The organism is Glutamicibacter arilaitensis Re117 (assembly GCF_000197735.1).
In the GTDB taxonomy this organism is placed as follows: domain Bacteria; phylum Actinomycetota; class Actinomycetes; order Actinomycetales; family Micrococcaceae; genus Glutamicibacter; species Glutamicibacter arilaitensis.
Genome location: NC_014550.1, coordinates 738,777 through 761,087 on the forward strand (window position 1 = coordinate 738,777; position 22,311 = coordinate 761,087).

The following is a 22,311-nucleotide window of genomic DNA, read 5'->3' on the forward strand; positions in this document are numbered from 1 at the left end:
CGAGCCAATTAGGAAGCCTATTGGCTGTTCATCGTCACTCACGGCGACAAGGGCAATCCCGAATCGTTCGGTGAGGAACGTTTTCATCCAACGACGTACGAAGTGGTTTCCTAAGTGGGGGAATAATCCATCTGGAAGGTAGCGGATCATGTCCGAGGCCATCCTGCTCAGGTCTTGTTCTGTGGCATCTCTGATGACCACAGGTGAGCCGGTGCCGGGATTCTTTGAGGTTATTCGGTTCATGGGGTTTTCTCGGTGAAAGTCGCTCCGTCGTCCGTGGAGTGTGAGATACCCGTACTGGTGGCCACCCAGATCCGCACCTGTCCGCCATCGTCGCCGGTGGCGGCAATGGCAGCCGGTTGCCCGGTGACGACTCCACCAGTCTTTTGCCAAGTGCGTCCGGCATCGCGGCTGAGCTGCACCGCACCATCCGGTTCCACTCCGACGGCGACCGATTTGCTGGCAAAAGCGGTCAGCAGCAGGACCGGAGCGTCTTGGGGTAAGGTCCAGGTTTTCCCGCCATCTTCAGAACGGTGTACTCCTTGTTCGGTGGTGGCCAGCACGACTTGGGACAGCGGGCTTCCGGCGAGATGATAGGGCTGGATGCCGGCATCTATGGTGTTCCATGTGACCGTGTCATCGGTCACCCGCAGTGTGCCGTCAAAACCGATGACGCTCTCGCCGGTGACGGCCAAGGCGTGGAAATCGGATTTGCCTTGAAGAGAGAGCGGTTCCCACGTGGACCCGCCATCAGTTGATCGGATCAAACCCGCCGGGTCGGGCAGACCGGTCTCAGCCGACGGGTGCCCGGAAGCGTAATACTCGTCTTTTCCGGCGGTGGCGAATCCCATCAGGTCAATGGTGGGCCCGATTTTCTGCGGTTCGTCAGCTGTGGCATCGAAGAGTCCCTCATGGGTGGCCAAAAGGATGCGCCCGGAATCCGGGTCAACGCTCATGCCGTGGACGTGGCTGAAGACTGCGACGCTGGCAGCTTCTTGCGCAGCGGGTCCTTCGCTGATTGACTGCGTGCAGCCCGTGAGTAGGACCATAGAGAGCGCGGCGACGGACAAGACTGCGCGTTTTCGAGCGCGCAAAAGTGAGTTCTGTGTAAGCATGGTGGTTCCTTGAATCAATCAGAAGTGCTGCTCAGATGGGTCAGGGGAGTCGGCACCCTAGGCAGCAGCGGCAACGTGGAGTCTTTAGAGGTCGGCTAGCAGGGTCTTCATGGCCTGAATTTCGGTTCCCTGGCTGGAGACAACATCCTTAGCCAGCTCGACGGCTGCAGGATTCGATCCGTTGGCGACTTCGTCCTCAGCCATAGTGATGGCCCCCTCATGGTGGGCGATCATTTGGGTCAGGAACAACCGCGAAGCTTCGGTGCCCTGGGTGGCTTCGAGGTTGGAAAGGTCCTCCGGGGTCATCATCCCGTCCATCTCATGGCTTCCGGACATCTTCATAGGCTCGCCCCAGGTCTGGAGCCAGTCGTTCATTTTCTTGATTTCCGGCCCCTGGGCGGCTTTGATGTCCTGGGCAAGCTCGGTAACCCGGGGATCCAGGTTTTTCTTGGCCAGCATGATGTCGCTCATCTGGACAGCCTGTTCGTGATGAGGCGTCATCATCTGCGCGAACATGGCATCGGCACTATTGTGGTCGGCTGCAGCATCGGAGGCCGACGGCGGCATGCTGCCATGATCCATGCCGGACATAGTGCTTTCAGGTTCGGTGGTGCCAGCGTCGGTGGAGCATCCGGACAGGACGAGCGCTGCTGCAAGAGCGGTTGCCGAAATGGAAGTCAGGCGTTTCATGTGGGTATTCCTTCAAAGTGTTCTCAAACGGGGTATCCATCAATATCCGGCCAAGACGGCACACAAGGGTGAGCACGAATAGCCGGAGCTCTCCCCGGTATGGGGAAAGCGGCCGGCGTTTTTATGTGCGACTGATAGAGAGTTCGATGAGTGAGGGAGTCCACGGCAACCGGTTTGCCGGTGCAGGCATGACTGGCGGGGCGCGCAGCCCCTTGCCAGGAATAATGAACCAACGCTTAGGAAGAAACCACAAGACGGCCAGGACAATGACTATGAGTACGCACATGGCAGCCATGAGATGATGTTCGCCATTGCATGGCCCGTAGCAGGTACTATCTGCCTCGCCACCGACCGTCCCATCTGTGGCCATTACGGCTGGACCGTGATCGTGGGAGACTGCTTGGTGCGCAGAGGCCGCGCTCAGACCAGCAGTATCTGGCGCTTGGTGGGACGCTCCTAAGACATGCATCCCCAAGATTCCGAGGATGATTCCGGCCAAACCCAGCATAAGAATAACCGGGCGGCGGCCAGCAGGATTGCCCGACGCAGGGACAAGCAGAGACAGGAAACGACGAGGCGTCATAACCTGATTCATCGCATCCTGCCTTTCCACCAGAGTGAAGGTTTTCATCTCAAGGGTACTGGCGCATCCTGTGCCCGACAAAAGAAAGCGCTTGAAACTGGTCTAATGTGATTAATGTATGGTGTCTGGATCGAGATTGATGCGTCGCAGCAATTGGGCGTTGAGCGCGACCACGATGGTGGACAGAGACATCAGGATCGCTGCGATGGCCGGAGAGATCGACACCCCAGCAAACGCCAGTGCTCCGGCAGCCAGCGGGACCGCAATCACGTTATAGCCGGTGGCCCACGCCAGGTTCTGGATCATCTTGCGGTAGCTGGCTCTGGATAGTTCCAGCATAGACATCACCGCCCGCGGGTCGTTGCCGGCCAAGACAACCCCCGCCGATTCTATTGCCACATCGGTGCCGGCACCGATGGCAATGCCAACCTCGGCCCGAGCCAGTGCTGGGGAGTCGTTGACCCCGTCCCCGACCATGGCCACTTTCAGGCCGCGGGCCTGCAGCTCGGCAACCTTCTTATCCTTGTCCTGGGGCAGGACTTGGGCGAAGACCTCGTCGATGCCCAGCTTTCCAGCCACTGCTTCGGCGACCTGCTGCGCATCACCGGTGATCATCGCGACTTTGAGGCCCCGGGACTGCAACGCGGCAACGGCCTGGCGGGAATCGGCGCGGATCTCATCTTCCAAACTCAGGGCACCAATCACTTGCCCAGCACGAACCACGTGGAGTACGGAGGCGCCTCGCTCGACCCAAGGCTGAGTCTGCTCCTGCAGTTCTCGCGGGATCGTCAGGGCTTGGGAGTCAAGCAAGTTCGGTCCGCCGATCATGATGTCGGCTCCACCGACGTTGGCGGTCACGCCACGCCCGGTCAGCGAGGTAAATTCGGTAGCAGTCGGAATCCGGATGTCTCGGGCCCGGGCCGCTGCGACGATAGCCCGGGCCGAGGGATGTTCGCTGTCCGCCTCAACTGCGGCCGCCAGTGCCAGCAAGTCGTTATCGCTGAGACCAGGGGCTGTGGAAATGCCGGTCAGAGCAGGCTGGCCCAGAGTTAGAGTGCCGGTTTTGTCGAAGAGGACCACATCGATGGTGCGCATCCGTTCCAAGGCCATGCGGTTCTTGATCAGCACTCCAGCCCGTGCCGCCCGTTCGGTGGAGATCGCGATGACCAGTGGAATGGCAAGGCCCAGTGCGTGCGGGCAGGCGATGACCAGAACGGTGACGGTGCGGATAACCGCCTCGTTGGGACTGCCCAGGAGCACCCAGGTGAGGAAAGTGATGATGCCGGCGCTAAGAGCGAAGTAGAACAGAAAAGCCGCTGCACGGTCCGCTAGCGCTTGGGCTTTCGAGGAGGAGGCCTGGGCCTCAGAGACCAGACGCTGGATTCCGGCTAGAGCGGTATCTGACCCGACGGCTGCCACCTTGATGCGCAGGGAGCTGTCCGTGGCCACAGTGCCGGCCACTACGCTGTCTCCGGGACCTCGCGGTACGGTCTTGGATTCGCCGGTGATCATCGATTCGTCCAGTTCCGCTTGGCCTTCGGTGATTTCCCCGTCAGCAGGCAGTCGGCTACCGGAGCGGACCAGTACGATATCGCCGACGGATAGATCGCTGATTCGTACTGTGTCCGTGCCCTCTGCGGTGACGCGTTCGGCTTCATCAGGTAGCAGTTCTGCCAGAGCATCTAGTGCGCCGCGCGCCGAGCCTAGGGCGCGCATCTCGATCCAGTGGCCCAGAAGCATGATCACTACCAGCAGGGCCAGTTCCCACCAGAAGTCGAGGTTGAAGTTGCCGATGCCTAGCGTGGTGATCCACGAGGAGAGAAAGGCGATAGTGATTGCCAGCGTGATCAGCAGCATCATTCCAGGCTGCTTGCTGCGCAGTTCTTTCCAGCCGCCCTTCAGGAAGGGCAGTCCTCCGTAGAAGAAGATCACCGATCCGAGCACCGGAGCGATCCAGACGGCGCCGGGGAAGTCCGGGATCTGATAGCCGAAGAGGTGGGCGAACATCGGGCTGAAAATTACCACCGGGATTGAGAGTGCCAGGCTCAACCAGAACTTATTCTTGAACATCGCGGTACTGTGTCCTGCGTGCTCGCCGTGGCTGTGGACGGCGTGTTCATCGTCAACTGCCGAATGCGCATGGCCAGCCGGCGTCGCCTGGCCATGAGTCGGCTGTTCAGACATCGGGTGTCCCGTGTGACTGTCTTTGGATGCGAGAGTGCGACCCCCGTGTCCAGGGGAGACTGAGTGGCCGTGTTCCCGGTTCTCCGGTGCGTGGTTCATGATGGCTTCCCTCCTGGACCCCCGAGGGCGGCCTCGAATTCTCGTCTGAATACGCCGGCCCTAACACTGGGGGCAACCGCCCGTTAAGTCCCGCGTAGGTTCAGAATATACCCCAAGGGGGTATAAATCGAGTTTTCTGGCAAGACTCATCTGTCCACTCGTGCCCAACAACAGACGCTTAGCCGATGGCCGCCAACAGCAGGGCACAAGCTTTTTCGCACCGGCGGCAAGCTTCAGCGCAGACCTGGCAATGCTCGTGCATGCCAGCATGCTTCTCGCATTCGGTGGCACACTGCTGGCAGGCTGTCCGGCAGGCTTCAAGCATTGCCTTGACTGCCGATGGGTTCTGGCCGGTTTGGCGAGTCAGAACGTTGACGGTGGCGTTGCAGATATCGGCGCAGTCGAGATTGGTCCGGATGCAGAGACGCAACTCGGCGACCATGTCTTCGGCCAAGCACGCGTCGGCACACGCGGTACAGCTCTGGGCGCATTCGAAACAGGCGGCGATACAGTCCGCAAGCTTCTGAAGGACCGGGTCATTGGGTTTGTTGGGGTGGGTTTTCAGCATGGAGATGATGTGACTCATTGATTTTGCTCCTTAGTCTCGATGGATACCGCGGACGCTACCACTTTGAGATCGTGAACTGAAGCCTTTAAGCAACTTGTACAGTAGCGCAACAAACACGACCCCGCATGAGCGTCGGATACACAAATTTCAGCGATGGCGCATAGCCGTTTCCTTACCGTTAATGCAGCATCGTTTCCAAGAGTGAGTATGTCTGCTGCCGGGGTATCGGAAAGGTTATGGATCGAGTCCACGAGCAGTACCACCGGTCAGCTTAAGCACCGCCAAGAACCGTAAATCTTGGTGCCGAGGAAGAAGAAATTTGCAACTATATAGCTTCTCGGGTCCAGGGTCCGGTGACTGCATACTTGGAAGCCCAGCGGGAGAAGGAACTGGGCGAGATCATCGCTGTGGAGAATTTGAAGCCGGAAGAAACAGCCCAGTTCATCGATGCTGCGTTCCGTGAGGGAAGCATTCGGGCCTCGGGAACAGCGATCACCAAGGTCTTGCCTCCGGTGTCTCGTTTTTCAAAGGAGAAGAACCATGGGGAGAAGAAACGGCGGGTGGTGCAGAAGCTTGGGGAGTTCTTTGAGAGGTTCTTTGGGTTGGTCTCGAAAAGATAGGGATGGCTGAGGTCGGACGGTGGCGCACTGACCGTCCCATAATCGATCGTTTTTGACCAGACAACCAAGAACCAGGAATCCCCGGCGTATGACTGTTAGTTTCAATTGGCGGTTTATCACCGTTAAAAATGGAGCATCGCACAGCACCACCCACTTTGGTTTTAGATGGTTGAAGGCGGGGCGCTAATTTCCCGGTGGAAATAGTGCCCCGCCTTCAACGGCAACGAAACCAGCGCTAATGCAGGACGTTGCCCGGCTGCTGGGTGAGCTGCTTGCGGTGGATACGGGCAGCGCGAAGGCCGTTGGCAATCACGATGACTTCTGCGACCTCGTGAACCAGCACTACCGCGGCTAATCCAAGCACTCCGGTAATAGCCAAGGGCAGCAGGACAACGATGATCGCCATTGACAGGACGATGTTCTGATTCATGATCGCTCGGCCCCGTCGGGCATGGGACAAGGCTTGCGGGATCAGTCTCAAGTCATGGCCGGTGAAGGCTACGTCGGCTGATTCTATGGCGGCATCGGCACCGGTAGCGCCCATCGCAATCCCCACGGTAGCGCTAGCCAAGGCAGGGGCATCGTTGATCCCGTCACCGATCATCCCTGTAGGAACCTGCTGCACCGACGAAGCGATTTCACGGGCCTTGTCTTCAGGTCGCAGTTCGGCATGAACGGTGTCTATACCGGCGATTGAAGCCAGCGCGTGGGCAGTACGGGAGTTATCGCCGGTGAGCATCACCACGTCGATTCCCTGGTTATGCAGGTCTCGAATTGCCTCGGCCGCTTCAGGGCGTAGTTCATCGCGCACGCCGATCACGCCAATGACCTGCTCTGCACGGGTGACCATGACGCAGGTTTGCCCGGAGGCCTCCATGGATTCAACAGCGGAAGCAAGCGATCCTGGGGCAATCCATCGAGGACTGCCGACCCCGACCTGAACACCATCCAGGACGCCGGTAATGCCGTGTCCTGGCTCTTCGTTAACCGCCGCTGCCTCCGGGATCGCGGGTACTGCTGCGGTGATGGCCGTAGCTAGAGGGTGGGTGCTGTGCTGTTCCAGGGCGGCAGCAACGGCGAGCACCTCTTCGCGAGTCGCATCATCAACGGTCTGGACTTGCGTGACCACTGGCTGATTGCGTGTGAGTGTTCCAGTTTTATCTACCGCGATGCGGCGCAGGGAACCAAGCCGTTCGAAGGCTGCTCCGCTTTTGATGATGACACCGAACTTGCTGGCAGCTCCGATGGCGGAAACAACGGTGACAGGAACGGCGATGGCCATCGCGCAAGGCGAGGCTGCGACCAGCACGATCAGTGCGCGGGTGATCCAGGTTTCGGGATCGCCGAAGATCGCTCCAAGCACAGCAACCAGTACGGCCAGGACGATGACACCGGGAACCAGCGGGCGGGCAATGCGGTCAGCGAGCCGTGCCCGTTCGCCACGTTCCGACTGGGCTTGCTCGACCAGGCTCACCAACGTGGTCAGGGAGTTGTCCGTGCCGTTTGCCGTTGCAGTGACTACTAGCGCGCCGGATGAATTGATGGAACCAGCAGCAACCTGGTCGCCTACGGTTACTTCCACGGGAATTGATTCCCCCGTGATAGCGGAGGTGTCCAAGCTGCTTGATCCTTGGCTGACCACGCCATCGGTTGCCAAGCGTTCACCAGGCTTCACGCGCAGGGCATCGCCAATCTTGATCTCTGCAGCACTGACTGTGACCGGTATGCCGTCACGGATGACGGTGGCCGTTTCCGGGACGAGCTTCAACAAAGAGCGCAGGCCCGAGCGTGCCCTGTCCATGGCTTTGTCTTCCAGGGCTTCGGCAATGGAATACAGGAATGCCAGGGCTGCGGCTTCTTCGACATAGCCGAGGATGACCGCGCCGGTGGCGCTGATGGCCATCAGCAGCCCAATGCCGAGTTTCCGTTTCGTGAACAGTTTTTGAAGGGCACCGGGAACAAAGGTAAAAGCGCCCAGCAGTAGGCCGATCCAAAACAGCACCAAGGCCACGATGGCGGCGCTTTCGCCGTGGGTGCTCCATTCAAGGACGAGCCCAGCGAGGAAGAAAACGCCTGAGGCTATGGGGACGAGCACGTGCCAATCCCGCCACCAGGGCAGTTCCTCTTCGAATTCTTCGGTGGGTTCCGGTGAATCGCAACCGCAGGCGGAACTCATGCTTGCTCCTCGTGTTCTCGATCGGCGCTGGTGGCGCAGTCAGGGCAGGAAGAGTCCAGGCAAGGTACTTGATCATCGACGGCCAACGTCACGTCAACCAGGGCGCTCAGGGCGGTGGTGAGGTGAGGATCGGTGATTTCGTACCGGGTTTTGCGGCCTTCCATTTTCGCCACGACAATTCCGCAGCCGCGCAGGCAGGTCAGATGGTTTGAAACGTTCGCACGGCTCAGCCCCAAGATTTGGGCAAGTTCCGCTGGGTATCCGGGTTCGTGCAGCAAGGACAGGAGGATGCGTGACCGGGTGGGGTCGGCCATGGCACGGCCAAGCCGGTTCATCGCAGCGATCCGTGATTCAATGTTCATCATACGATGTACTGTACAGCACTTGATGTACTAGTGGCACCGCCCAAAATCGGTCGTTTTCGGGTCGTCTTGCCTGGCACTCACTTTTCCAGTGACACGCTGCGGCGAGGCGGCCCGAAACTTATGCCCGGAACCAAAACCAACCGAAACTATCTATATACCGTTTTCGGGCGATTTGGTAAAATGGAGTAGGACGATTTTCTTGGAAGGAGCCGGTGATGGCCGAGAAGTTTGATATTGAGGAACGGTGGCCGGAACTGTTTGCGCAGCTCGACGCTAACCAGCGCAATGCGGTTCGGCAGTCGCTGGCTGCGGCCTGGCATGAGGGATGGGTTCCGAACCGCGAGGACGTTGAGAATTTGACTGACGAGGCCCGTGGCGTGATCGATGAGGCGGAGTATTTGCGTCGTGTTGACGCGGCGGCTGAGCGTCATCGGTCCGGTGCTCATGTGGTGGCTAAGTGACGGAATTTGATACTTGGGAGTCGTATTTCTATCCTCCGCCGGATCATACGACGATGCGGAATCTGCTTGGTGAGCGTGACCCGGCGGTGTTGGCCCAGAAAGAGTATGGTCGCACTGCTTGGCGACAGCGTCAGCTCAACGCTGATCCCTCCCTGGTTGCTCACTCGTACGATGCTGAGCACCTGCGTGCGATCCATCGGCACTTGTTCCAGGACGTTTATGAGTGGGCGGGGGAGTACCGCACTCAGAACATGCTTAAGAGCGGAACGATGCGCGGCTTTGCTGATGTGTATTCGGGCGAGATCGATCGCTACCTGGCTGATGCTCAGCGTTTGGTGGCGCAGACCGATTGGGGCCGGTTGGACCGTGAGCAGTTCGGTGTTGCGGCGGCCAATGTTTTCGCTCATGTGAATCAGGCCCATCCATTCCGGGAAGGCAATGGGCGCTCCTCAAAAGTGTTCCTGGAACATGTGGCCCAACAGTCCGGTTTTACGTTGGATTATGCGCGGGTGAGCCCGCAGGTGTGGAACCAGGCGTCAGAGTTCAGCCGCCCGGATATTGGCCAGTACGACGTGGTTCCTGATTCGCTGGTGCCGGTGTTCCGGCACATCGCGGTTGAGCGGACTGCGACGGCAACGCCAGGGGTCGACCCGGCGGCACTGGCCCACTCACCACTGAGCGCCAGTTATCCCAAGACACCGAGCCGGAGCGCTCCTACGGGGCAGCAGTCCCCGCCCCGCGGCACTGCTCGGCCTGGGCGCGGCTATGGCACCAACGGACCAGGAGTAGGACGATGAGCCATGTTATTGGATACGCGCGGGTGAGCACCAGGGAACAGAATCCCGAGGCCCAGGAAGCGGAGCTGCGAGCGGCCGGGGCAGCCCGCGTTTATGTTGATCACGGTGAGTCCAGCCGGTTCGAGGACCGGCCGCAGTGGATCGCCTGCCTGGACCATCTGATGGATGGCGATACCCTCATCATTCGCGCGCTAGATCGCATCGCGGGCAGCGAACTGATGGCGATTGAAATCATCCGGGACTTGGGCCGCCGCGGCGTACACATTAAGAGCCTTACCGAGCCCTTCCTGGATGTTGATACGTCCACGCCTATGGGTGAGGCCATTGTGGGCATCATGGCCGTGCTGGCCCAGCTTCGCATCTCGACGATTCGAGAAAACACGCGGCGCGGTTTGGCCCACGCGCGAGCCCAGGGCCGTGTCGGCGGACGCCCGTCGGTGATGACAGTGGAGCGGACCGAAGCCGCGGTGAAAATGCGCGCCGAGGGGCAGAGTATCGCGCACATCGCCAAGGTGCTCGGTGTCGGGTCGTCGTCCGTGTCCCGGGCACTGGCCCGCATCGAAGATGAACGCGCAGCGTTCACCTCGATTGTTGATGGAGTCCTGTCCGATCACGTACCCGACGGGGCACCGCTTGACGGTTCAGACCAAACTTCTGCCTCCCCCCGATAAATGCCGACCTGCACACCACAGACCCCCGTCCAGGGTGCGGCGTAGCCGCATCACGCAGTGACGCGAAGCGCCCTTGACGGGGGTCTGTGGTGTGCAATCATTTGGGCATCGGGGGGAGGGGAACCACCACCACCGAGACCGTGCACGGGCCGCGATATTCTCACTGCAACATATCGACGTAAAGGTGACTTGCGGCCGGTGTGCGGGCGGTCAGCCAGGGTCCCGCTGTCCACTTGTGGGCGGGACAAGACCGGAGGAAATATCTTGTGCCGTCCACAGGTGGTCAGGGGGCTAGATTACGAACCCGACGATGATTCTTCGACGCCCTGTGGGGCGTCTTTTTCATCGGAAACTGAATCGGTCTGCGCGGCAGACTTCTGCCCAGTTTTACGTGTGGAACGGCGACGGGCGCGAACCTTCTTGTCCGGCTCGGCGTAGCCGATTTTCCGCAACTCCTCGACTGACCATCCGGCCGTTATTGCGGCGTTGAACGCCTTGACGTCCTCGCGCTCGGCATCACCAACTCGTTTCGCAATTTGGGCTTGAAGCTCGGCAAGTTCTCGGGCCGTCTCCTCGCGCACATCTGCGAGACTTTGGCGCGCTTCTCCAACCAAGCGGATGGCGCTAATTCGATCTTCCTGGGCACGCCGCGCGCGCTCCACTGCTTCTTCAATACTCGGTTCCTTAGCCATGCTTTCATCGTACGGAAGATGCACGGGCGCGTCGATGTTTCGTCGGCGTAAAGTAGAAGTCGCGGCGGAGCCGCAACCGATCGCGTCTGCCAACGCGAGAAAATGGAAACGGTTTCCCGAACGGAGGAACGGAGCAAGCTATAGACTTAGGTTTCCTAAGTCGCTTTGTCCTCGACTTCGTGTCGAGGATGGGGCACACTGGAAGTGTGGTCCCCGCACAGGGCGGGGTCGCTGCGTTGGGCCGAAAGAAGGTGATCGGGTTGGGTGACGAACAGACTCCCGCAGGTCGCTTGTTCGCGCGCCGACGTCGTGCCAACGTCGAAGGCGGTCGGCAGCACCATCACAAGGTGAAGGTGACGCCGGAGGAAGAAGGCATGCTGCTTCGGCTGGCCGAGGCGCAGCACGTGACCATCCCTCGCCTCCTCGTTGAGTCGGCTCTGGCATCGGAGGCGTCCGAGACTCCCACGGAACGAAAGCAGGCGATGGCGGAACTGTTCGCATTGCATCGTCTGTTGGCGGCCATTTCCAACAACGTGAACCAGATCGCTCGACATGCGAATGCCACCGGCGAGGTGCAGCCTGCTACCGTTTCAACGTTGGCTAAGGTTCGTGAAGTTGCCGAACGTATTGATGCGGCAATTGATGGGTTGAGCTTGTCATGATGCCGAACATTGTGCGTGGTGATCGCATGGCCGGTTTGATGACTTACCTGGCTGGTCCGGGGCGTTCCAATGAACACACTGAACCGCACCTTGTAGCCGGTGATCCGGCCGTGATGGCTTGGCACGATGATGCTGAGTTGAGTCGTGATGCTGCTCTGGCAATTGCTCGACACCTCGACCGTCCGCGCAAGGCCTACGAGGTAGAAGTTAACGGCGGTCACGTCTGGCATTGTTCCCTGTCGCTGCGTGCCGATGAAGGTGCGCTGTCCGATGAAAAGTGGAACGAGATTGCCAGCGACTTCGTGAAGGCCATGGGCTTCGACGACAACGAAGGAACCAAGGCACCGTGCCGCTGGGTTGCCGTTCATCACGGAGTGTCAAAGAACGGCAACGACCACATACACCTGGCCGTGAATCTGGTCCGCGAGGATGGCACCAAGGCCTCTGTCCATAATGACTTCCGCCGCGCGCAGGCCGCCGCGCGTGCTCTTGAAGTAGAGCATGGTTTGGAACCGTTGGAATCTGCCCAGGCTCAACGCGCTACCCGCGGTTATGACCCTGCCGAACGCGAAGCCCAGGCACGTTCCCGCGCCCGGGCAAAGTACGAACGTACCCGTGCCAAGCAGGGCACAAAGTCTCCATCGTGGGAGAACCTTTCCGGGGCCGACCGTAAGGCGCACATCGCTGCCGAGCTGCGCACTGACCAGCCTCGTTTCCTACTGTCTTTGAAGGTGCGGGCCGCCTCGACTGCAAGTAACAGTGAAGCGGAATTCGTGCGCCGCATGCGCCGTGACGGTCTGCTGGTTCGCGCTCGGTTTGCCGACGGACGAAGCGACGTTGTGACTGGCTATTCGGTGGCAGAACGTCCCGAGGCCGGAGAACGGCCGATCTGGTACGGCGGGGGACACCTTGGCCGTGATCTGACGCTGCCACGGTTACGTGATGGCTGGCCCGATACTCCCACCGGAGCAACCGAGGCCGCGGCCGAATGGAACGCTGCGAAGCGCGGCCGCCGCGTGGTCGCTCCGGGCCGCGAAGCACACGAACCCAATCCGGAATTGTGGGATCAGCGCAACGCTGAACTGCGTGAGCTGGTGGACCGGCTGCGCGCTGTTCCAGTCGATGACCGTGACACCTGGGCGACCGTGGCACGCCAAACCTCCGGTGCCTTGGCCGCCTGGTCTAACGCGACCGAGAGCACGCCCGGAGACCTCGCTGCCGCTGCCGAAGCGCTGTCTCGTTCCGCGCAAACGTATGAACGTACCGTAAGCCCCCAAAAGGCCGGCACCGTTGCCCTGTCCGGTACAGCGATGCTCTTGGCTAGCGCCGCCCATGGGGGACAGGGCACTGTCGCCCAGGCGGCAATGGTGCGCCAGCTCTTGCGTCTGACCCAGGCAGTGCATGACGCCTGTGTGGCTGGCAAGCAAGCACGGCAAGCGAAGCTGTTGGCTGAGGACACTCGCGCGCGGCTGGTCCGCGTTCGTGATGCCATGCCTCAGGTGCCTACTACGGCCAAGGGCAACGGCGGTGCCACGGCAACCATTGAACGTCCGCGCACGCTCGATCCCGAGGCGCAGGCCATGCTTGACCGGTTGCATGCTGGGCAGGGTAAGCCCGCCAGCGCGGCGGCTTCACCCATCCCCAACAAGATCGAGCCAGCCAAGACCCATCAGACCACCAAGCCGGGTACGGACCGCGGCCCGGAACGATAGGAAAGGGGGCCGATCATGGCCGAGGAATCAGATGGAATTGAGGAAGCCTTCGAAGGCCAATTGAGAGTCCTGGTCACCGCTGCCGGGCAGATTGGCGAACGGATGGCCAGAGCCCGCGAGGATGCATTGCGTCGAGCGCAAGCGGCCAGCGAGCAGGAAGCGCGCGAGCTGCAATCCCGGTTTGCCGCAGAACAGCGTGCCGCCCGGGTGGAGATGAGCAATGTTCATCGCGCCGAGTGGTGGGATCGGGCCACACCGGAACAGATCGGCCACACGTACCAGGTGGCCCGCGCCTGGTCCAAGGAAGAACCCGAAGCGGTTCGAGCTGAGCAGAGAATGCGCGATGAACTGCGCACCCGCTACTCGGTCGATGTCGACAATGCGGGAGCGGACCCCGAGGCAGTTCGCCAGGCGGTCCAACGCGAGCTGGCCAGGTCTGAGCATGACCGGGCGGCCGCGGCCGCCGAACAGTCGCGCTCCGAGCAGGAACGAGCCGAAGCGCAACGGCTGATGACCATGGCAGACCAGGACGAGCGCCGGGCTGAGGAATCCCGGGCTGCTGCCGTACATGAGCCGGACCCCGAGGAACGCGTGCGTGCCGCCGCCGAAGCTGAACAGCGCGAAGCACAGGCGGACCGTGCCAGAGAGGATGGGCGCACCGTTTACGACAGCGCCGAGCGGCGCGCAGGGACCGCCCAGAGTCTCGAAGCCCAGGGTATTGACCGCGAGGTGGTGGCCACGCGCATGCGGGCTGACGTCAGTCAGGGCAAGCCTGCCACCGAGGCCGTCAAGGGTGCCGGGAAGGCCAAAGCACCTAAGGCCCGCAAGACCCGCGGTCATGGCACCCAAGTCCAGCGATCGGGCTTGGATCGGTGAGAACAGAAACGATTTGCAAAAAATTTTTGGGGCAGTGCCTGTTAGGTACTGCCCCAAAATATTAATCGTCTTACTGGTAGCCTCAGATGTTCATAGGTGTAGGCAGAACCTTCATTATCATTCTGTTTCTAGATAATCCAAGTCCATTGAATGTACTTCAATTAAGATTTCAAGTTTCGAGCTCTCTGGAATCATTGAATTTATGAAGAAACTCATCTACTGGATACCTGCTAGGCGGCTGTTTCCTTCAAAGTCATAAAGCAGTAATTCATGCTTCTTGATATAAGGTCAAGCCAAAAAGGGGAGGACCTATGAACAGCTCTGTGCATCGAACGAAAACAGTTGTCTGGGGTGTGACGATGTCTCTAATGCTAGGGGCAATCGCAGGACCGGCATTTGGGGCGGAGCGGCTAGTGGCACCATCAACTGCTACCGACTCAGATCAGAATGCTCTGAACAGTGTGATACCAGGGATAGGAGTGGGGACTCCTGCTCCTCTTCCGTTTAATTTTTCGGATCTCGGCGCAATGACCGTTGCTAAATCAAGCATCAGTCTGAAAGATCCAGCTGGTCAAAATATTGCTTTAAAAAAGATCGATGGAGACGGTTCCGGGGAAGACTTCTATGAAGGCTTGACGAAGAATGGCAAAAAAGTAGAAGTTCAAGTGCTGTCTGAAACACAGACCGCACCATTGGCAGATCCGGAGACCCTTGGAAGCCCCGATGACCCCATTGACGAGGTCCCAGTTTCCGGCGAGTCAGATGGCTATGAGGTGGAGGCGACCTCGAAAGTTGTCTCCGCGGCTGACTTCAAACCGGTGCTTGCTATCGCTAGTACGGCCACAACTGTGACCATTGCAGCTCCAGCCGGAACCGCAGTAAAAGATGTAATTTCCTACGATTCCTCTGGCATCGTGGTGGCTATGCCAGCGAGCAAAAGTGAAAATAGTAATGGCTCCATCACGCTTCCTCGTGCTGAAGCGGCTGCAATGTTTGGTGTGGAGACCGAACAAGGAGACGAGACGACCCAACTGACGATTCCTATTGCCACTCCCGCGGCTGCGAAAAAGAATCAATGGACCGAGTTCTACTACACGACGTTTATTCCTGAGAAGTATGTAGATGTCCCTGCGGCATGCAAGGTCACTTCAAATAGCTGGAACGTTACGAAGCACAACGGCAACAACAGGTCATGGAAGAATCTGAAGAACGGAGCAGCCTACGAATCCTATAAAACCGTAGCTGGCATCAAAGTCGACTGGTCTCGTGGCAAGGTCTATAACGTTGCGCAGGTTTCTATTTCCAAGGGTTACGACAAATCAGGAAACCTCAAGAAAAAGAAGCAAGCAAGCGCACGGGGTATCAAGACTGAACAGATGCAGCGATCATCCAGTTACGTCTACTGGAGGATGCGTCATCAAGTTTCTAACCCTTTATGCCCCGGGGCGGGAGCGATCCGTTACACGGGCGCTGTGAAAATGTACCGGTCCGGCACGATGAAAGTTAGCTTCAACCGAGTTCAGGTCCCGAACCATGAAATGTATGCACGCACCAACCTCCGTGGGAACTGGACCAACATCCACAGGCTCAAGCGGAAATCTTTCGCTTGCTTAGCTATCCCTTGCGGAAATAATGCATACGGCCGAACTGTGAAATTGAAGATCAATTGAACTACAGCTAAAAATAATATTTTGAAAGGTCTTACGAGTTGGAAAATTGCGTTAAAGAACGTCTTAACTCACAGATGCTATCGCTGCCGATATTTATTCTCATTGCATTCACTGTTGATCTGATCTCATACATGTCTGAAGCTACGCCGCTAGGGTACACGACGTTGTGGGCTGGCGTTCTTGTTCCTTTTACCGCCATTTTGATCTTTGCCACCGTACCGACCTTGATCAAGAAGACTCGTTCCGTGGTGCGTGATCTGATCGGTGTCTTCCTCGGTGCGACACTGTTTGGCGTAATTGCCAGTCTTCCCATCTGGAGTTCGACAGCAGGACAAAGTGATGTTGCTCGGGGAGACTACGCATCAGGCGTGATGCTGTCACCGATTCTGGGATTGATCGTCGTAGCGATCTTTGCTGTTTCCTCGGGATTTTTTGAATACCTATTGCATCGACGTATTCGGACCCGCAGCACGAAAAGGTAGATCCTTCGCTAAGGGTGAGCTGAACCAGATAGCCCCTGAACTACAGCTTTATTGACGCCCTTGGAAATGATTGCATCGTTGACGTAGAGACCCGGTTCTAAGCAACTGGCACTAGACAGGGACCGCGTCTACCCGGTGCGGTCCATGTTCGCGCTGCTTGCTACGTTGAAGGTGATGGCATCGGTTCCAACCGGCGTACGAGCTTCACCAACAAGCCCAACGCCAGGAAGTCGATAAACAGCGCTCCAAGGCCAGCGGGCACAGTCCAGAGCCATAGCCAGGCATTCGTCTGTGCGTGTGGGTACATCGCAGAAATCAGGATGGAGGGAGTGCTGATGATGGCCAGGGCCACGACGGCGGCGGGCAAGCTGGCCACCAGGGCCTTGGCGGAGCCAGCAGGAACGTTCTCAGAGGGCATGACGTGTTTGAAGGTATTGCGGCCCAAGCACCATAGCGCCGTGAGGCTGGTGGTCAGCAATGACCACCAGAGAGCATATCCAGCGACTTGTACTGCTTCGTTCATGGTGTTTCCTCACTTTCAGATGATTCGTTGAAAACTAGCCCTGCCATTCTTCGGCGGGTGGTTCCGGTTCCTCCTCCCGAGATACGTCGTCCTTTGGTTCGTGGACTTGGCGTTGGTCAGGGAACAAGCCCTCCGGCGGAGCTGCATAGGGCAAGGGCTGCCCTTTTTTGGACTTGTTTTCGTCGGCGTCCGCTGCCGAGGAAAACGGCCCGTCCGGGTCCAGCAAGACCGCCATATGGTGGTCTGCGTGGTCGCGCCACCACACGCTCATGCCGGTGCTGGGGTCCATGCGCAGGTGTTCCCAGGAACGCCATAGCGCTTCCAGACGGATCACTGCCTCGTCGTATTCCCACCACCGGGCAGCCCAGACCCGCGAGCGGCCGTTGATCGCCCGGCGATAGACATTGCGCAGGTACTCACGGACAAACTCATCGACGGAACCGTAGTAGAGGGTTTCCTCCGGTTCCGCCTCGCCATCGTCGTCCTGGGCTTCGTCGGCTGCCTCGTTGGCCTCGACTTGTTCGGTCACGGCGGCCTCGGCCGCCTGGCCAGCTCGCTCCCTGAGGGATTCCAAGAGCTTCTCAGTCAGGGCTTCGTCGACCGCGGCCGTGGCCACGTTATTGACCTGCTTGCGGACCGAGGCCTTGACCGCCGCATCGACGTATTCACCGGCAAGCCCGCCAATGTCGAGCCCAAACACCCGCCCAGGTGAGCGGGGTGTGTCGGCGGCAGCGGAAGGTTGCCCCTCGTTTTCGGTGTATTCGTCCTCTCCCCAGTCGCTCATGATGCGTCCTCCGTTCTCAGTGCGGATTCAACCACCGAGAGTTCCTTCTCGGCTTCGAGAATCGTTTTCTCGGCTTCGGGATCATGGGCCAGGATGGACGCCCGCACGGCGTCAGCGTGCGGTCCAGCCATCCACGGCTGCGTGCGGATCAGCGTGGGCCGGTTGCCCGAGGACAGCACCACAGCGCGTCCCTTGGGCATGGCAGCCAGGTCGTCGACGTCCAGGATGCGCTCACGGTGAAGCTGCTGCGATACGGTGCGCTGCCCGCGCCCATACGAGGTGGAGGAAGTCAGACGGTCATAGTCACCGATCATGCGGGCAAGGTCTTCGAGGAAACTGCCGTCATGGGTGGTGCCACCGCCGCCATAGACGCGGATATTCGATGCGCTCCACAGCTTCTTCATCCCGGATTCACCCCACACCTCGACGCCCTGGGACCAGCTCTGCAGAATGGTCATGAGGATGATTCCGCGGGAACCATAGTGGCTGTAGAGGTTCGGCAGATCGCGCCACCGGCAGACGTTGGCGGCCTCGTCGAGCACTCCCACCAGAGGAGTCTTTAGCCGGCCCCCGGCAGACCGGGCGGCCAGCTCCTCGGCGGCTTCCACCACGGCGACTGTGAGCGCGGTGACCAAGGGGCCCGCGGTGCCGCGGCCTTCCTTGGACAAGGAATAGAGCGTGCCCCCATCACGAACGAACCCCGCCGGGTCAAAATGCGGCCGAGTATCGGCCGCCCCGCGAGGGGTCACCCAGGTGGAGACCTGGCGATTGGTCAGGCACGAGGCCATCTGCTGCGCCGTGCCATACACGCCGCCGCGCTGCTTTTCGGGTGCGTCAATCACACCGGCCACCTGATCGGCGGTCAACGCAAAGCCATGTTCTCGAAGAACCTCCACCGCCGTGTCATCGGTGGGACGAGTCAGCCACGTGTACACGTCGGTAATGGCCCGGTGATCCAATGCGGCAGCCAGCAACAGACCGGCCAAAAGGTCCTGGCCTGCCGGGTCGAAATAGGCATCGGTCTTAGCGCCGGGGTCACGAGAGCCAGAGGCGAAGTGCTCGGCCAGCTTGGCCGCGCGCACTTCGTCAGTGACATACGAGAGCGGATTCCACCACCAGTTCGGTTCTTCCAAGGCAATCGACTGGGGATCAAAGACCCACACCGGGCCAGTCTTGGCCCGCACGTCCCTCGTGGCGTCCACGACGTCGCGTTTATTGGAGGTCACCAGGACGCCGCCTGGCGCATCGAGGATCGCCGGAACCGCGCGACTTGTCGTCTTACCTGTACGCGGACCCCAAATGTCGATGTGCATATCCTCCCAGGAGCCATGCAGCGGTGCTCCACCGCCGACGGTCCGGCCAATCGGCACACCGCAGGAGTTCTCGACGCCCAGCCGCTTGGCCGAAGCCTGCGCAGCCTTGGATGTCAACGATTCAATGTCCTTGCCCCGACCCATGTAGGACGCGGCACGGTCCACGCGGCTACGGCCCTTGCGCATGCGGCGAAGCGTCAAGCCGAAGAGCACCGCCAGGACGATGACAACAAGGCACAAGTGGTTGCTGGGCATCGAGAACTATCTTTTCTCCCGCACATACGTCAACGGCACGACGCATAAGCTCAGCTGCCAGACCTTGACCCCGGGCAGCGACCTCGGTAGCCACACGCCCGATGCGCCAGCCATCTTCCTCCGCCAGAACCCTCAAAGTCGCTAGGACCTTATTATCGCCTTCGGCCCAAAGCATGCGGGCGTCCGGCTCAACGTCCCTGCCATCCAACTCGTCATATGCCGAGCCCTGCTCGACGACAAAGACATCCGTTCGCAGCTTCAACACCGAATACAAACTCAGGGAATCCATTTCGGCAGCACTGGCCTTGAAATTTAACAGACATCTTCTTTCGCCCTTCGGTCCCACTAAGGACTCTGTAGAACCTCACCAGCAGCGGTATCCAAGGACCGGATGTGGAATATGGAAAGCTGGAGGGATTGCAGTATTTTTCGGCTTCGTCAATCGACGGGCCGACTTCTAGATCCTATAATCTTTGTGCTTTTCCCCCTGCTTTGGTGACCCAACACGGAAATGCAATCGGCTGTTTCTGACGTATAGACGGGACTTCGGCCAACGTATCCCGCGTACGGTTCCACGATCTGGCAGACGAACTCTAGATCCTGTTACTTTCAAACATGGATTGAGAATCAGCGTTTTTTCGCGAGTCGCAAGTCCAGCCCGCTGCGAATTTGCGGCCATTCCGAGGCAATGATCGAGAAGATGACGGTGTCGCGCAGTGAACCATCGGCCATGCGGCTTGTCGCGCGCAGCACGCCGTCCTGTTTTGCGCCAAGTCGAGCTATCGCTTGACGAGACTGCATGTTCATCCAATGCGTACTGAATTCCACGGCAACGCAATTAAGGGTTTCGAACGCGTGGCCGAGCAGTAGTCTTTTGCTGTCCGGATTCGTTCCGGTTCCCTGCGCGCTGGCGGCGTTCCAGGTGTAGCCGATTTCCAGGCGTGGCAGTTCGGCGTTGATGTCGCAGTAGGTGGTCATGCCAATGATCTTGCCTGGTTCGCCGGTAGTCGGGTCGTTCAAACGAGTCGTAAACGGAACCATTGAACCTTCGCTTTGCATGGCTAGACGACGCTGAATCTCGTCATACATTTCCTCGGGGCGAGGTACGGAGGTGTACCAAAGGTTCCACAGTTCGCCATCGGATGCCGCTTCGACAAGTCCGTCGTGGTGATCCTCGCTCAGGGGTTCGAGAGTGACATATTTTCCGTGGAGTGTTATCGGGGCGATCCTAGTCATAGGGCAAGGTTACCTTCTCGGAAAGCAACTTCGATTTAGCGCGATTCAGCCCCAAAGTAGAACGACAGCGACGCGACCTGTCAGCAGCCGGCGATCGAACCTGCGTTAGATTCACCTATGCGATCGTGATGCCTTAACCAGCCCTTTTCACGATGTCCCGCAGAGCGTTCGGCTTGCGGGCCTGGGTCTGCCAAGCAGATCTAGACCTCCAGGATCCCATCCTTCGCTTCACGAATGTCGGGGAGTGCATGTGTGTCGAGGTCTTCCATGAATTCAAGACTCGCGTATCGGTCGAACTTGATGCGTCCAGCATCGTCAAAGACTCTGATCCTGCGGCGGATCCAGCCCGCGGGAAAATACGGGTGGCGACAGGTCACATGAACTTCGGATTCAGGCCATTCTCCGATGGTTTCCACGTGTGTTTCTTGGACGCCATCAGCGAGCGGGGCGGTAGTTCCATCTGCTGCGCGCCAATAGGCGTCAGCGTCGGCAAACTGATCCGTTAGCGCCTTCACAGCTTGGGTCTTCTGGGCATCAGTCAAGCTCACGCGTTTCCAGTGCGTCCCGGCGATCTCGGAAAGGTCGACTCGTGCAGAATCGTGTCTCGGTCCATAAGAATCGTAGTCAAGGCCGAGCTGTTCCGACGCAACGAGGGTTCCCCATCCTTGGGGAACAAATTCCCTAAATTTCACATGCTCGGGTATTTCGTCGACCGTACCTATTACCATCGCCGTACATCGGTACTCATAGCTGATCGTGTCGGAGTCATGGTGGGCTACCGGCGGCGACGGGTTCACGAATAGCACATGACCGTGCTCGTCCTCGCGGACGGCGTTGACGTACCGGTCGACTTCCAGCGTTCGTTGGACCTGACCTGGCAACAGGATTTGCAATGTCGATGGAGCAGCCCAGTCCGCCGGCAGCTCGCCGCCCCGATAGTTGTCGTCCGTTTGTTCGACTATGGATGTACTCGTCCATAGTCCGGCGCTTGTTGCTCCCACGACGGTGGTTTCCTCAGTGCGAACAAAACCCAGTGAACCGTCCACACCAATCCTTACAGCGACCACGACGGTGGGGCTGTGTAAAGCCGGGTAGTCGATTTCCTGCCCATCGGGGCCGCTTTGGTACAGCACCCAGAGGGCGTCGGTCGCCGCACAAACGGAAACATCTGGGGCCAGAATTCCCGTGTCAAGATCCGGCCACGTGAGGAAGAGATCCGGCATGGCTTCTCGGCGGACCAGGGCCACGGGGCGTGCCTCGTCGATATAAAACGTTGTCGTGCCAATGGTGGTTCGAGGCAGGGCGGACATCAGGTCTGTCATGACCCGATGCTAACAGCCACTCGGCTAACGTCGTAACGCCCGAAAGCCTCCCCGTCGGCTTCAACAGATTTCTAGATATCAGGTGGGGAGCTTTTCTTTGGAGGAATCTCGCCTTACTCACAAGGCGAATACCCATCGGGCACATACATCAATTTATCGTCCCGCAGAGCGTTCCCCATAGGGTGCGATGAAGAAGGTAAACGTTGTGCTGTGTTTGAATGAAGTATGAAAGCTTCGAGTAAGGCCGTTTGCCTGACAATAGGACTCCTGCTGACTTTCGCAGGAGCAGCAGGTAGTTTCGTGATGTTCTTGCAGCCATGGCGGAGCTGTCCTGAGATTGATGACAGTTCTGCGGGCTGCCCTGCGACATCAAGCGACACAGCTTTACTTGGGCTTGCCATAGCTGTATTTTTCTTTGGCATAGCGTTCTTGATCATGTCCAGGAAGCCAGAGCG

The 22,311-nt window shown here is 59.0% G+C and carries 23 protein-coding genes; 9 read left to right on the forward strand and 14 right to left on the reverse strand.

The genetic code is table 11. The annotated features are described in order from the left end of the window. Positions 1 to 239: 239 nt before the first annotated feature. The 5 genes from AARI_RS03825 to AARI_RS19115 form a co-directional block, all read right to left on the reverse strand. A complete protein-coding gene (locus AARI_RS03825) occupies positions 240 to 1,115 on the reverse strand; it encodes a F510_1955 family glycosylhydrolase (protein ID WP_013348042.1) in 876 nt (291 codons plus the stop codon). An 84-nt stretch (positions 1,116 to 1,199) separates the two neighbouring features. Then, positions 1,200 to 1,805, reverse strand: a complete 606-nt coding sequence (locus AARI_RS03830) for a DUF305 domain-containing protein (RefSeq protein ID WP_013348043.1) — start codon at positions 1,803 to 1,805, stop codon at positions 1,200 to 1,202. Between the two features lie 121 nt (positions 1,806 to 1,926). Next, entirely contained in the window at positions 1,927 to 2,436 is a 510-nt protein-coding gene (locus tag AARI_RS20025; RefSeq protein WP_041648432.1) for a DUF6153 family protein, read from the reverse strand. A 63-nt stretch (positions 2,437 to 2,499) separates the two neighbouring features. Then, entirely contained in the window at positions 2,500 to 4,572 is a 2,073-nt protein-coding gene (locus AARI_RS03840; RefSeq protein ID WP_231849435.1) for a copper-translocating P-type ATPase, read from the reverse strand. 277 nt (positions 4,573 to 4,849) lie between these two features. Next, a complete protein-coding gene (locus AARI_RS19115; protein ID WP_038992381.1) occupies positions 4,850 to 5,257 on the reverse strand; it encodes a four-helix bundle copper-binding protein in 408 nt (135 codons plus the stop codon). Between the two features lie 335 nt (positions 5,258 to 5,592). On the opposite strand from AARI_RS19115, the gene AARI_RS03850 reads away from it, so the two are divergent. Beyond that, a complete protein-coding gene (locus AARI_RS03850; RefSeq protein ID WP_041648435.1) occupies positions 5,593 to 5,859 on the forward strand; it encodes a type I restriction endonuclease subunit R, EcoR124 family in 267 nt (88 codons plus the stop codon). A 235-nt stretch (positions 5,860 to 6,094) separates the two neighbouring features. Here AARI_RS03850 and AARI_RS03855 read toward each other — a convergent pair whose 3' ends face one another. Continuing rightward, positions 6,095 to 8,035 (reverse strand): heavy metal translocating P-type ATPase, encoded by a 1,941-nt coding sequence (locus tag AARI_RS03855; protein ID WP_013348047.1) that lies wholly within the window; start codon positions 8,033 to 8,035, stop codon positions 6,095 to 6,097. Then, positions 8,032 to 8,400: a Cd(II)/Pb(II)-sensing metalloregulatory transcriptional regulator CmtR gene (cmtR, locus tag AARI_RS03860; RefSeq protein WP_013348048.1), complete on the reverse strand. Its 369-nt coding sequence runs from the start codon at positions 8,398 to 8,400 to the stop codon at positions 8,032 to 8,034. The genes AARI_RS03855 and cmtR overlap by 4 nt, the downstream gene beginning before the upstream one ends. A 215-nt stretch (positions 8,401 to 8,615) precedes the next feature. Here cmtR and AARI_RS03865 point away from each other — a divergent pair, with 215 nt between their 5' ends. Genes AARI_RS03865 through AARI_RS03875 form a run of 3 tightly spaced genes read left to right on the forward strand, consistent with a single transcriptional unit; the run spans position 8,616 to position 10,329 of the window. Then, a complete protein-coding gene (locus tag AARI_RS03865) occupies positions 8,616 to 8,861 on the forward strand; it encodes an antitoxin VbhA family protein (protein ID WP_013348049.1) in 246 nt (81 codons plus the stop codon). Between the two features lie 53 nt (positions 8,862 to 8,914). Then, positions 8,915 to 9,658 (forward strand): Fic/DOC family protein, encoded by a 744-nt coding sequence (locus tag AARI_RS03870; protein WP_231849437.1) that lies wholly within the window; start codon positions 8,915 to 8,917, stop codon positions 9,656 to 9,658. Beyond that, positions 9,655 to 10,329, forward strand: a complete 675-nt coding sequence (locus AARI_RS03875; RefSeq protein WP_013348051.1) for a recombinase family protein — start codon at positions 9,655 to 9,657, stop codon at positions 10,327 to 10,329. The genes AARI_RS03870 and AARI_RS03875 overlap by 4 nt, the downstream gene beginning before the upstream one ends. 296 nt (positions 10,330 to 10,625) lie before the next feature. Here AARI_RS03875 and AARI_RS03880 read toward each other — a convergent pair whose 3' ends face one another. Then, positions 10,626 to 11,021 (reverse strand): hypothetical protein, encoded by a 396-nt coding sequence (locus tag AARI_RS03880; RefSeq protein ID WP_013348052.1) that lies wholly within the window; start codon positions 11,019 to 11,021, stop codon positions 10,626 to 10,628. Positions 11,022 to 11,272: 251 nt separating this feature from the next. On the opposite strand from AARI_RS03880, the gene AARI_RS03885 reads away from it, so the two are divergent. From AARI_RS03885 to AARI_RS03905, 5 genes are all read left to right on the forward strand, one after another. Then, positions 11,273 to 11,683 (forward strand): MobC family plasmid mobilization relaxosome protein, encoded by a 411-nt coding sequence (locus AARI_RS03885; RefSeq protein ID WP_231849468.1) that lies wholly within the window; start codon positions 11,273 to 11,275, stop codon positions 11,681 to 11,683. Beyond that, the gene (locus tag AARI_RS03890; protein WP_013348054.1) at positions 11,680 to 13,395 is read left to right on the forward strand and encodes a relaxase/mobilization nuclease domain-containing protein; all 1,716 of its coding nucleotides are present in this window, start codon (positions 11,680 to 11,682) and stop codon (positions 13,393 to 13,395) included. The genes AARI_RS03885 and AARI_RS03890 overlap by 4 nt, the downstream gene beginning before the upstream one ends. 15 nt (positions 13,396 to 13,410) lie before the next feature. Continuing rightward, complete coding sequence (locus tag AARI_RS03895) at positions 13,411 to 14,271, forward strand: hypothetical protein (RefSeq protein ID WP_013348055.1); 861 nt, start codon at positions 13,411 to 13,413, stop codon at positions 14,269 to 14,271. Positions 14,272 to 14,582: 311 nt separating this feature from the next. After that, positions 14,583 to 15,941 (forward strand): DUF3238 domain-containing protein, encoded by a 1,359-nt coding sequence (locus AARI_RS03900; protein WP_013348056.1) that lies wholly within the window; start codon positions 14,583 to 14,585, stop codon positions 15,939 to 15,941. 38 nt (positions 15,942 to 15,979) lie between these two features. Beyond that, positions 15,980 to 16,423: a hypothetical protein gene (locus tag AARI_RS03905; RefSeq protein WP_146041028.1), complete on the forward strand. Its 444-nt coding sequence runs from the start codon at positions 15,980 to 15,982 to the stop codon at positions 16,421 to 16,423. 160 nt (positions 16,424 to 16,583) lie between these two features. Here the strand turns inward: AARI_RS03905 and AARI_RS03910 are convergent, their stop codons facing one another. The 6 genes from AARI_RS03910 to AARI_RS03935 form a co-directional block, all read right to left on the reverse strand. Beyond that, entirely contained in the window at positions 16,584 to 16,946 is a 363-nt protein-coding gene (locus AARI_RS03910; RefSeq protein ID WP_013348058.1) for a hypothetical protein, read from the reverse strand. Positions 16,947 to 16,980: 34 nt separating this feature from the next. Continuing rightward, positions 16,981 to 17,730 (reverse strand): DUF4913 domain-containing protein, encoded by a 750-nt coding sequence (locus tag AARI_RS18450; RefSeq protein ID WP_013348059.1) that lies wholly within the window; start codon positions 17,728 to 17,730, stop codon positions 16,981 to 16,983. Then, entirely contained in the window at positions 17,727 to 19,298 is a 1,572-nt protein-coding gene (locus AARI_RS03920) for a type IV secretory system conjugative DNA transfer family protein (protein ID WP_231849438.1), read from the reverse strand. The genes AARI_RS18450 and AARI_RS03920 overlap by 4 nt, the downstream gene beginning before the upstream one ends. Further along, entirely contained in the window at positions 19,213 to 19,587 is a 375-nt protein-coding gene (locus tag AARI_RS18920; protein WP_065763524.1) for a GNAT family N-acetyltransferase, read from the reverse strand. The genes AARI_RS03920 and AARI_RS18920 overlap by 86 nt, the downstream gene beginning before the upstream one ends. Positions 19,588 to 19,925: 338 nt before the next feature. After that, positions 19,926 to 20,534 carry a GNAT family N-acetyltransferase gene (locus AARI_RS03930; protein WP_013348060.1) on the reverse strand — a complete coding sequence of 203 codons (609 nt, stop codon included), beginning with the start codon at positions 20,532 to 20,534 and terminating at the stop codon, positions 19,926 to 19,928. A gap of 200 nt (positions 20,535 to 20,734) precedes the next feature. After that, complete coding sequence (locus tag AARI_RS03935; protein ID WP_013348061.1) at positions 20,735 to 21,856, reverse strand: hypothetical protein; 1,122 nt, start codon at positions 21,854 to 21,856, stop codon at positions 20,735 to 20,737. Positions 21,857 to 22,311 lie beyond the last annotated feature (455 nt).

Bases quoted from the DNA above. Each gene is read 5' to 3' on its own strand.
- AARI_RS03870 (WP_231849437.1), top strand. From the start codon at position 8,915: ATGCGGAATCTGCTTGGTGAGCGTGACCCGGCGGTGTTGGCCCAGAAA.
- AARI_RS18450 (WP_013348059.1), bottom strand. From the start codon at position 17,730: ATGAGCGACTGGGGAGAGGACGAATACACCGAAAACGAGGGGCAACCT.
- AARI_RS03920 (WP_231849438.1), bottom strand. From the start codon at position 19,298: ATGCCCAGCAACCACTTGTGCCTTGTTGTCATCGTCCTGGCGGTGCTC.
- AARI_RS03910 (WP_013348058.1), bottom strand. From the start codon at position 16,946: ATGAACGAAGCAGTACAAGTCGCTGGATATGCTCTCTGGTGGTCATTG.
- AARI_RS03865 (WP_013348049.1), top strand. From the start codon at position 8,616: ATGGCCGAGAAGTTTGATATTGAGGAACGGTGGCCGGAACTGTTTGCG.
- AARI_RS03855 (WP_013348047.1), bottom strand. From the start codon at position 8,035: ATGAGTTCCGCCTGCGGTTGCGATTCACCGGAACCCACCGAAGAATTC.
- AARI_RS19115 (WP_038992381.1), bottom strand. From the start codon at position 5,257: ATGAGTCACATCATCTCCATGCTGAAAACCCACCCCAACAAACCCAAT.
- AARI_RS18920 (WP_065763524.1), bottom strand. From the start codon at position 19,587: ATGGATTCCCTGAGTTTGTATTCGGTGTTGAAGCTGCGAACGGATGTC.
- AARI_RS03825 (WP_013348042.1), bottom strand. From the start codon at position 1,115: ATGCTTACACAGAACTCACTTTTGCGCGCTCGAAAACGCGCAGTCTTG.
- AARI_RS03875 (WP_013348051.1), top strand. From the start codon at position 9,655: ATGAGCCATGTTATTGGATACGCGCGGGTGAGCACCAGGGAACAGAAT.
- AARI_RS20025 (WP_041648432.1), bottom strand. From the start codon at position 2,436: ATGAAAACCTTCACTCTGGTGGAAAGGCAGGATGCGATGAATCAGGTT.
- AARI_RS03900 (WP_013348056.1), top strand. From the start codon at position 14,583: ATGAACAGCTCTGTGCATCGAACGAAAACAGTTGTCTGGGGTGTGACG.
- AARI_RS03930 (WP_013348060.1), bottom strand. From the start codon at position 20,534: ATGACTAGGATCGCCCCGATAACACTCCACGGAAAATATGTCACTCTC.
- AARI_RS03830 (WP_013348043.1), bottom strand. From the start codon at position 1,805: ATGAAACGCCTGACTTCCATTTCGGCAACCGCTCTTGCAGCAGCGCTC.
- AARI_RS03890 (WP_013348054.1), top strand. From the start codon at position 11,680: ATGATGCCGAACATTGTGCGTGGTGATCGCATGGCCGGTTTGATGACT.
- AARI_RS03880 (WP_013348052.1), bottom strand. From the start codon at position 11,021: ATGGCTAAGGAACCGAGTATTGAAGAAGCAGTGGAGCGCGCGCGGCGT.
- AARI_RS03895 (WP_013348055.1), top strand. From the start codon at position 13,411: ATGGCCGAGGAATCAGATGGAATTGAGGAAGCCTTCGAAGGCCAATTG.
- AARI_RS03935 (WP_013348061.1), bottom strand. From the start codon at position 21,856: ATGACAGACCTGATGTCCGCCCTGCCTCGAACCACCATTGGCACGACA.
- cmtR (WP_013348048.1), bottom strand. From the start codon at position 8,400: ATGATGAACATTGAATCACGGATCGCTGCGATGAACCGGCTTGGCCGT.
- AARI_RS03840 (WP_231849435.1), bottom strand. From the start codon at position 4,572: ATGTCTGAACAGCCGACTCATGGCCAGGCGACGCCGGCTGGCCATGCG.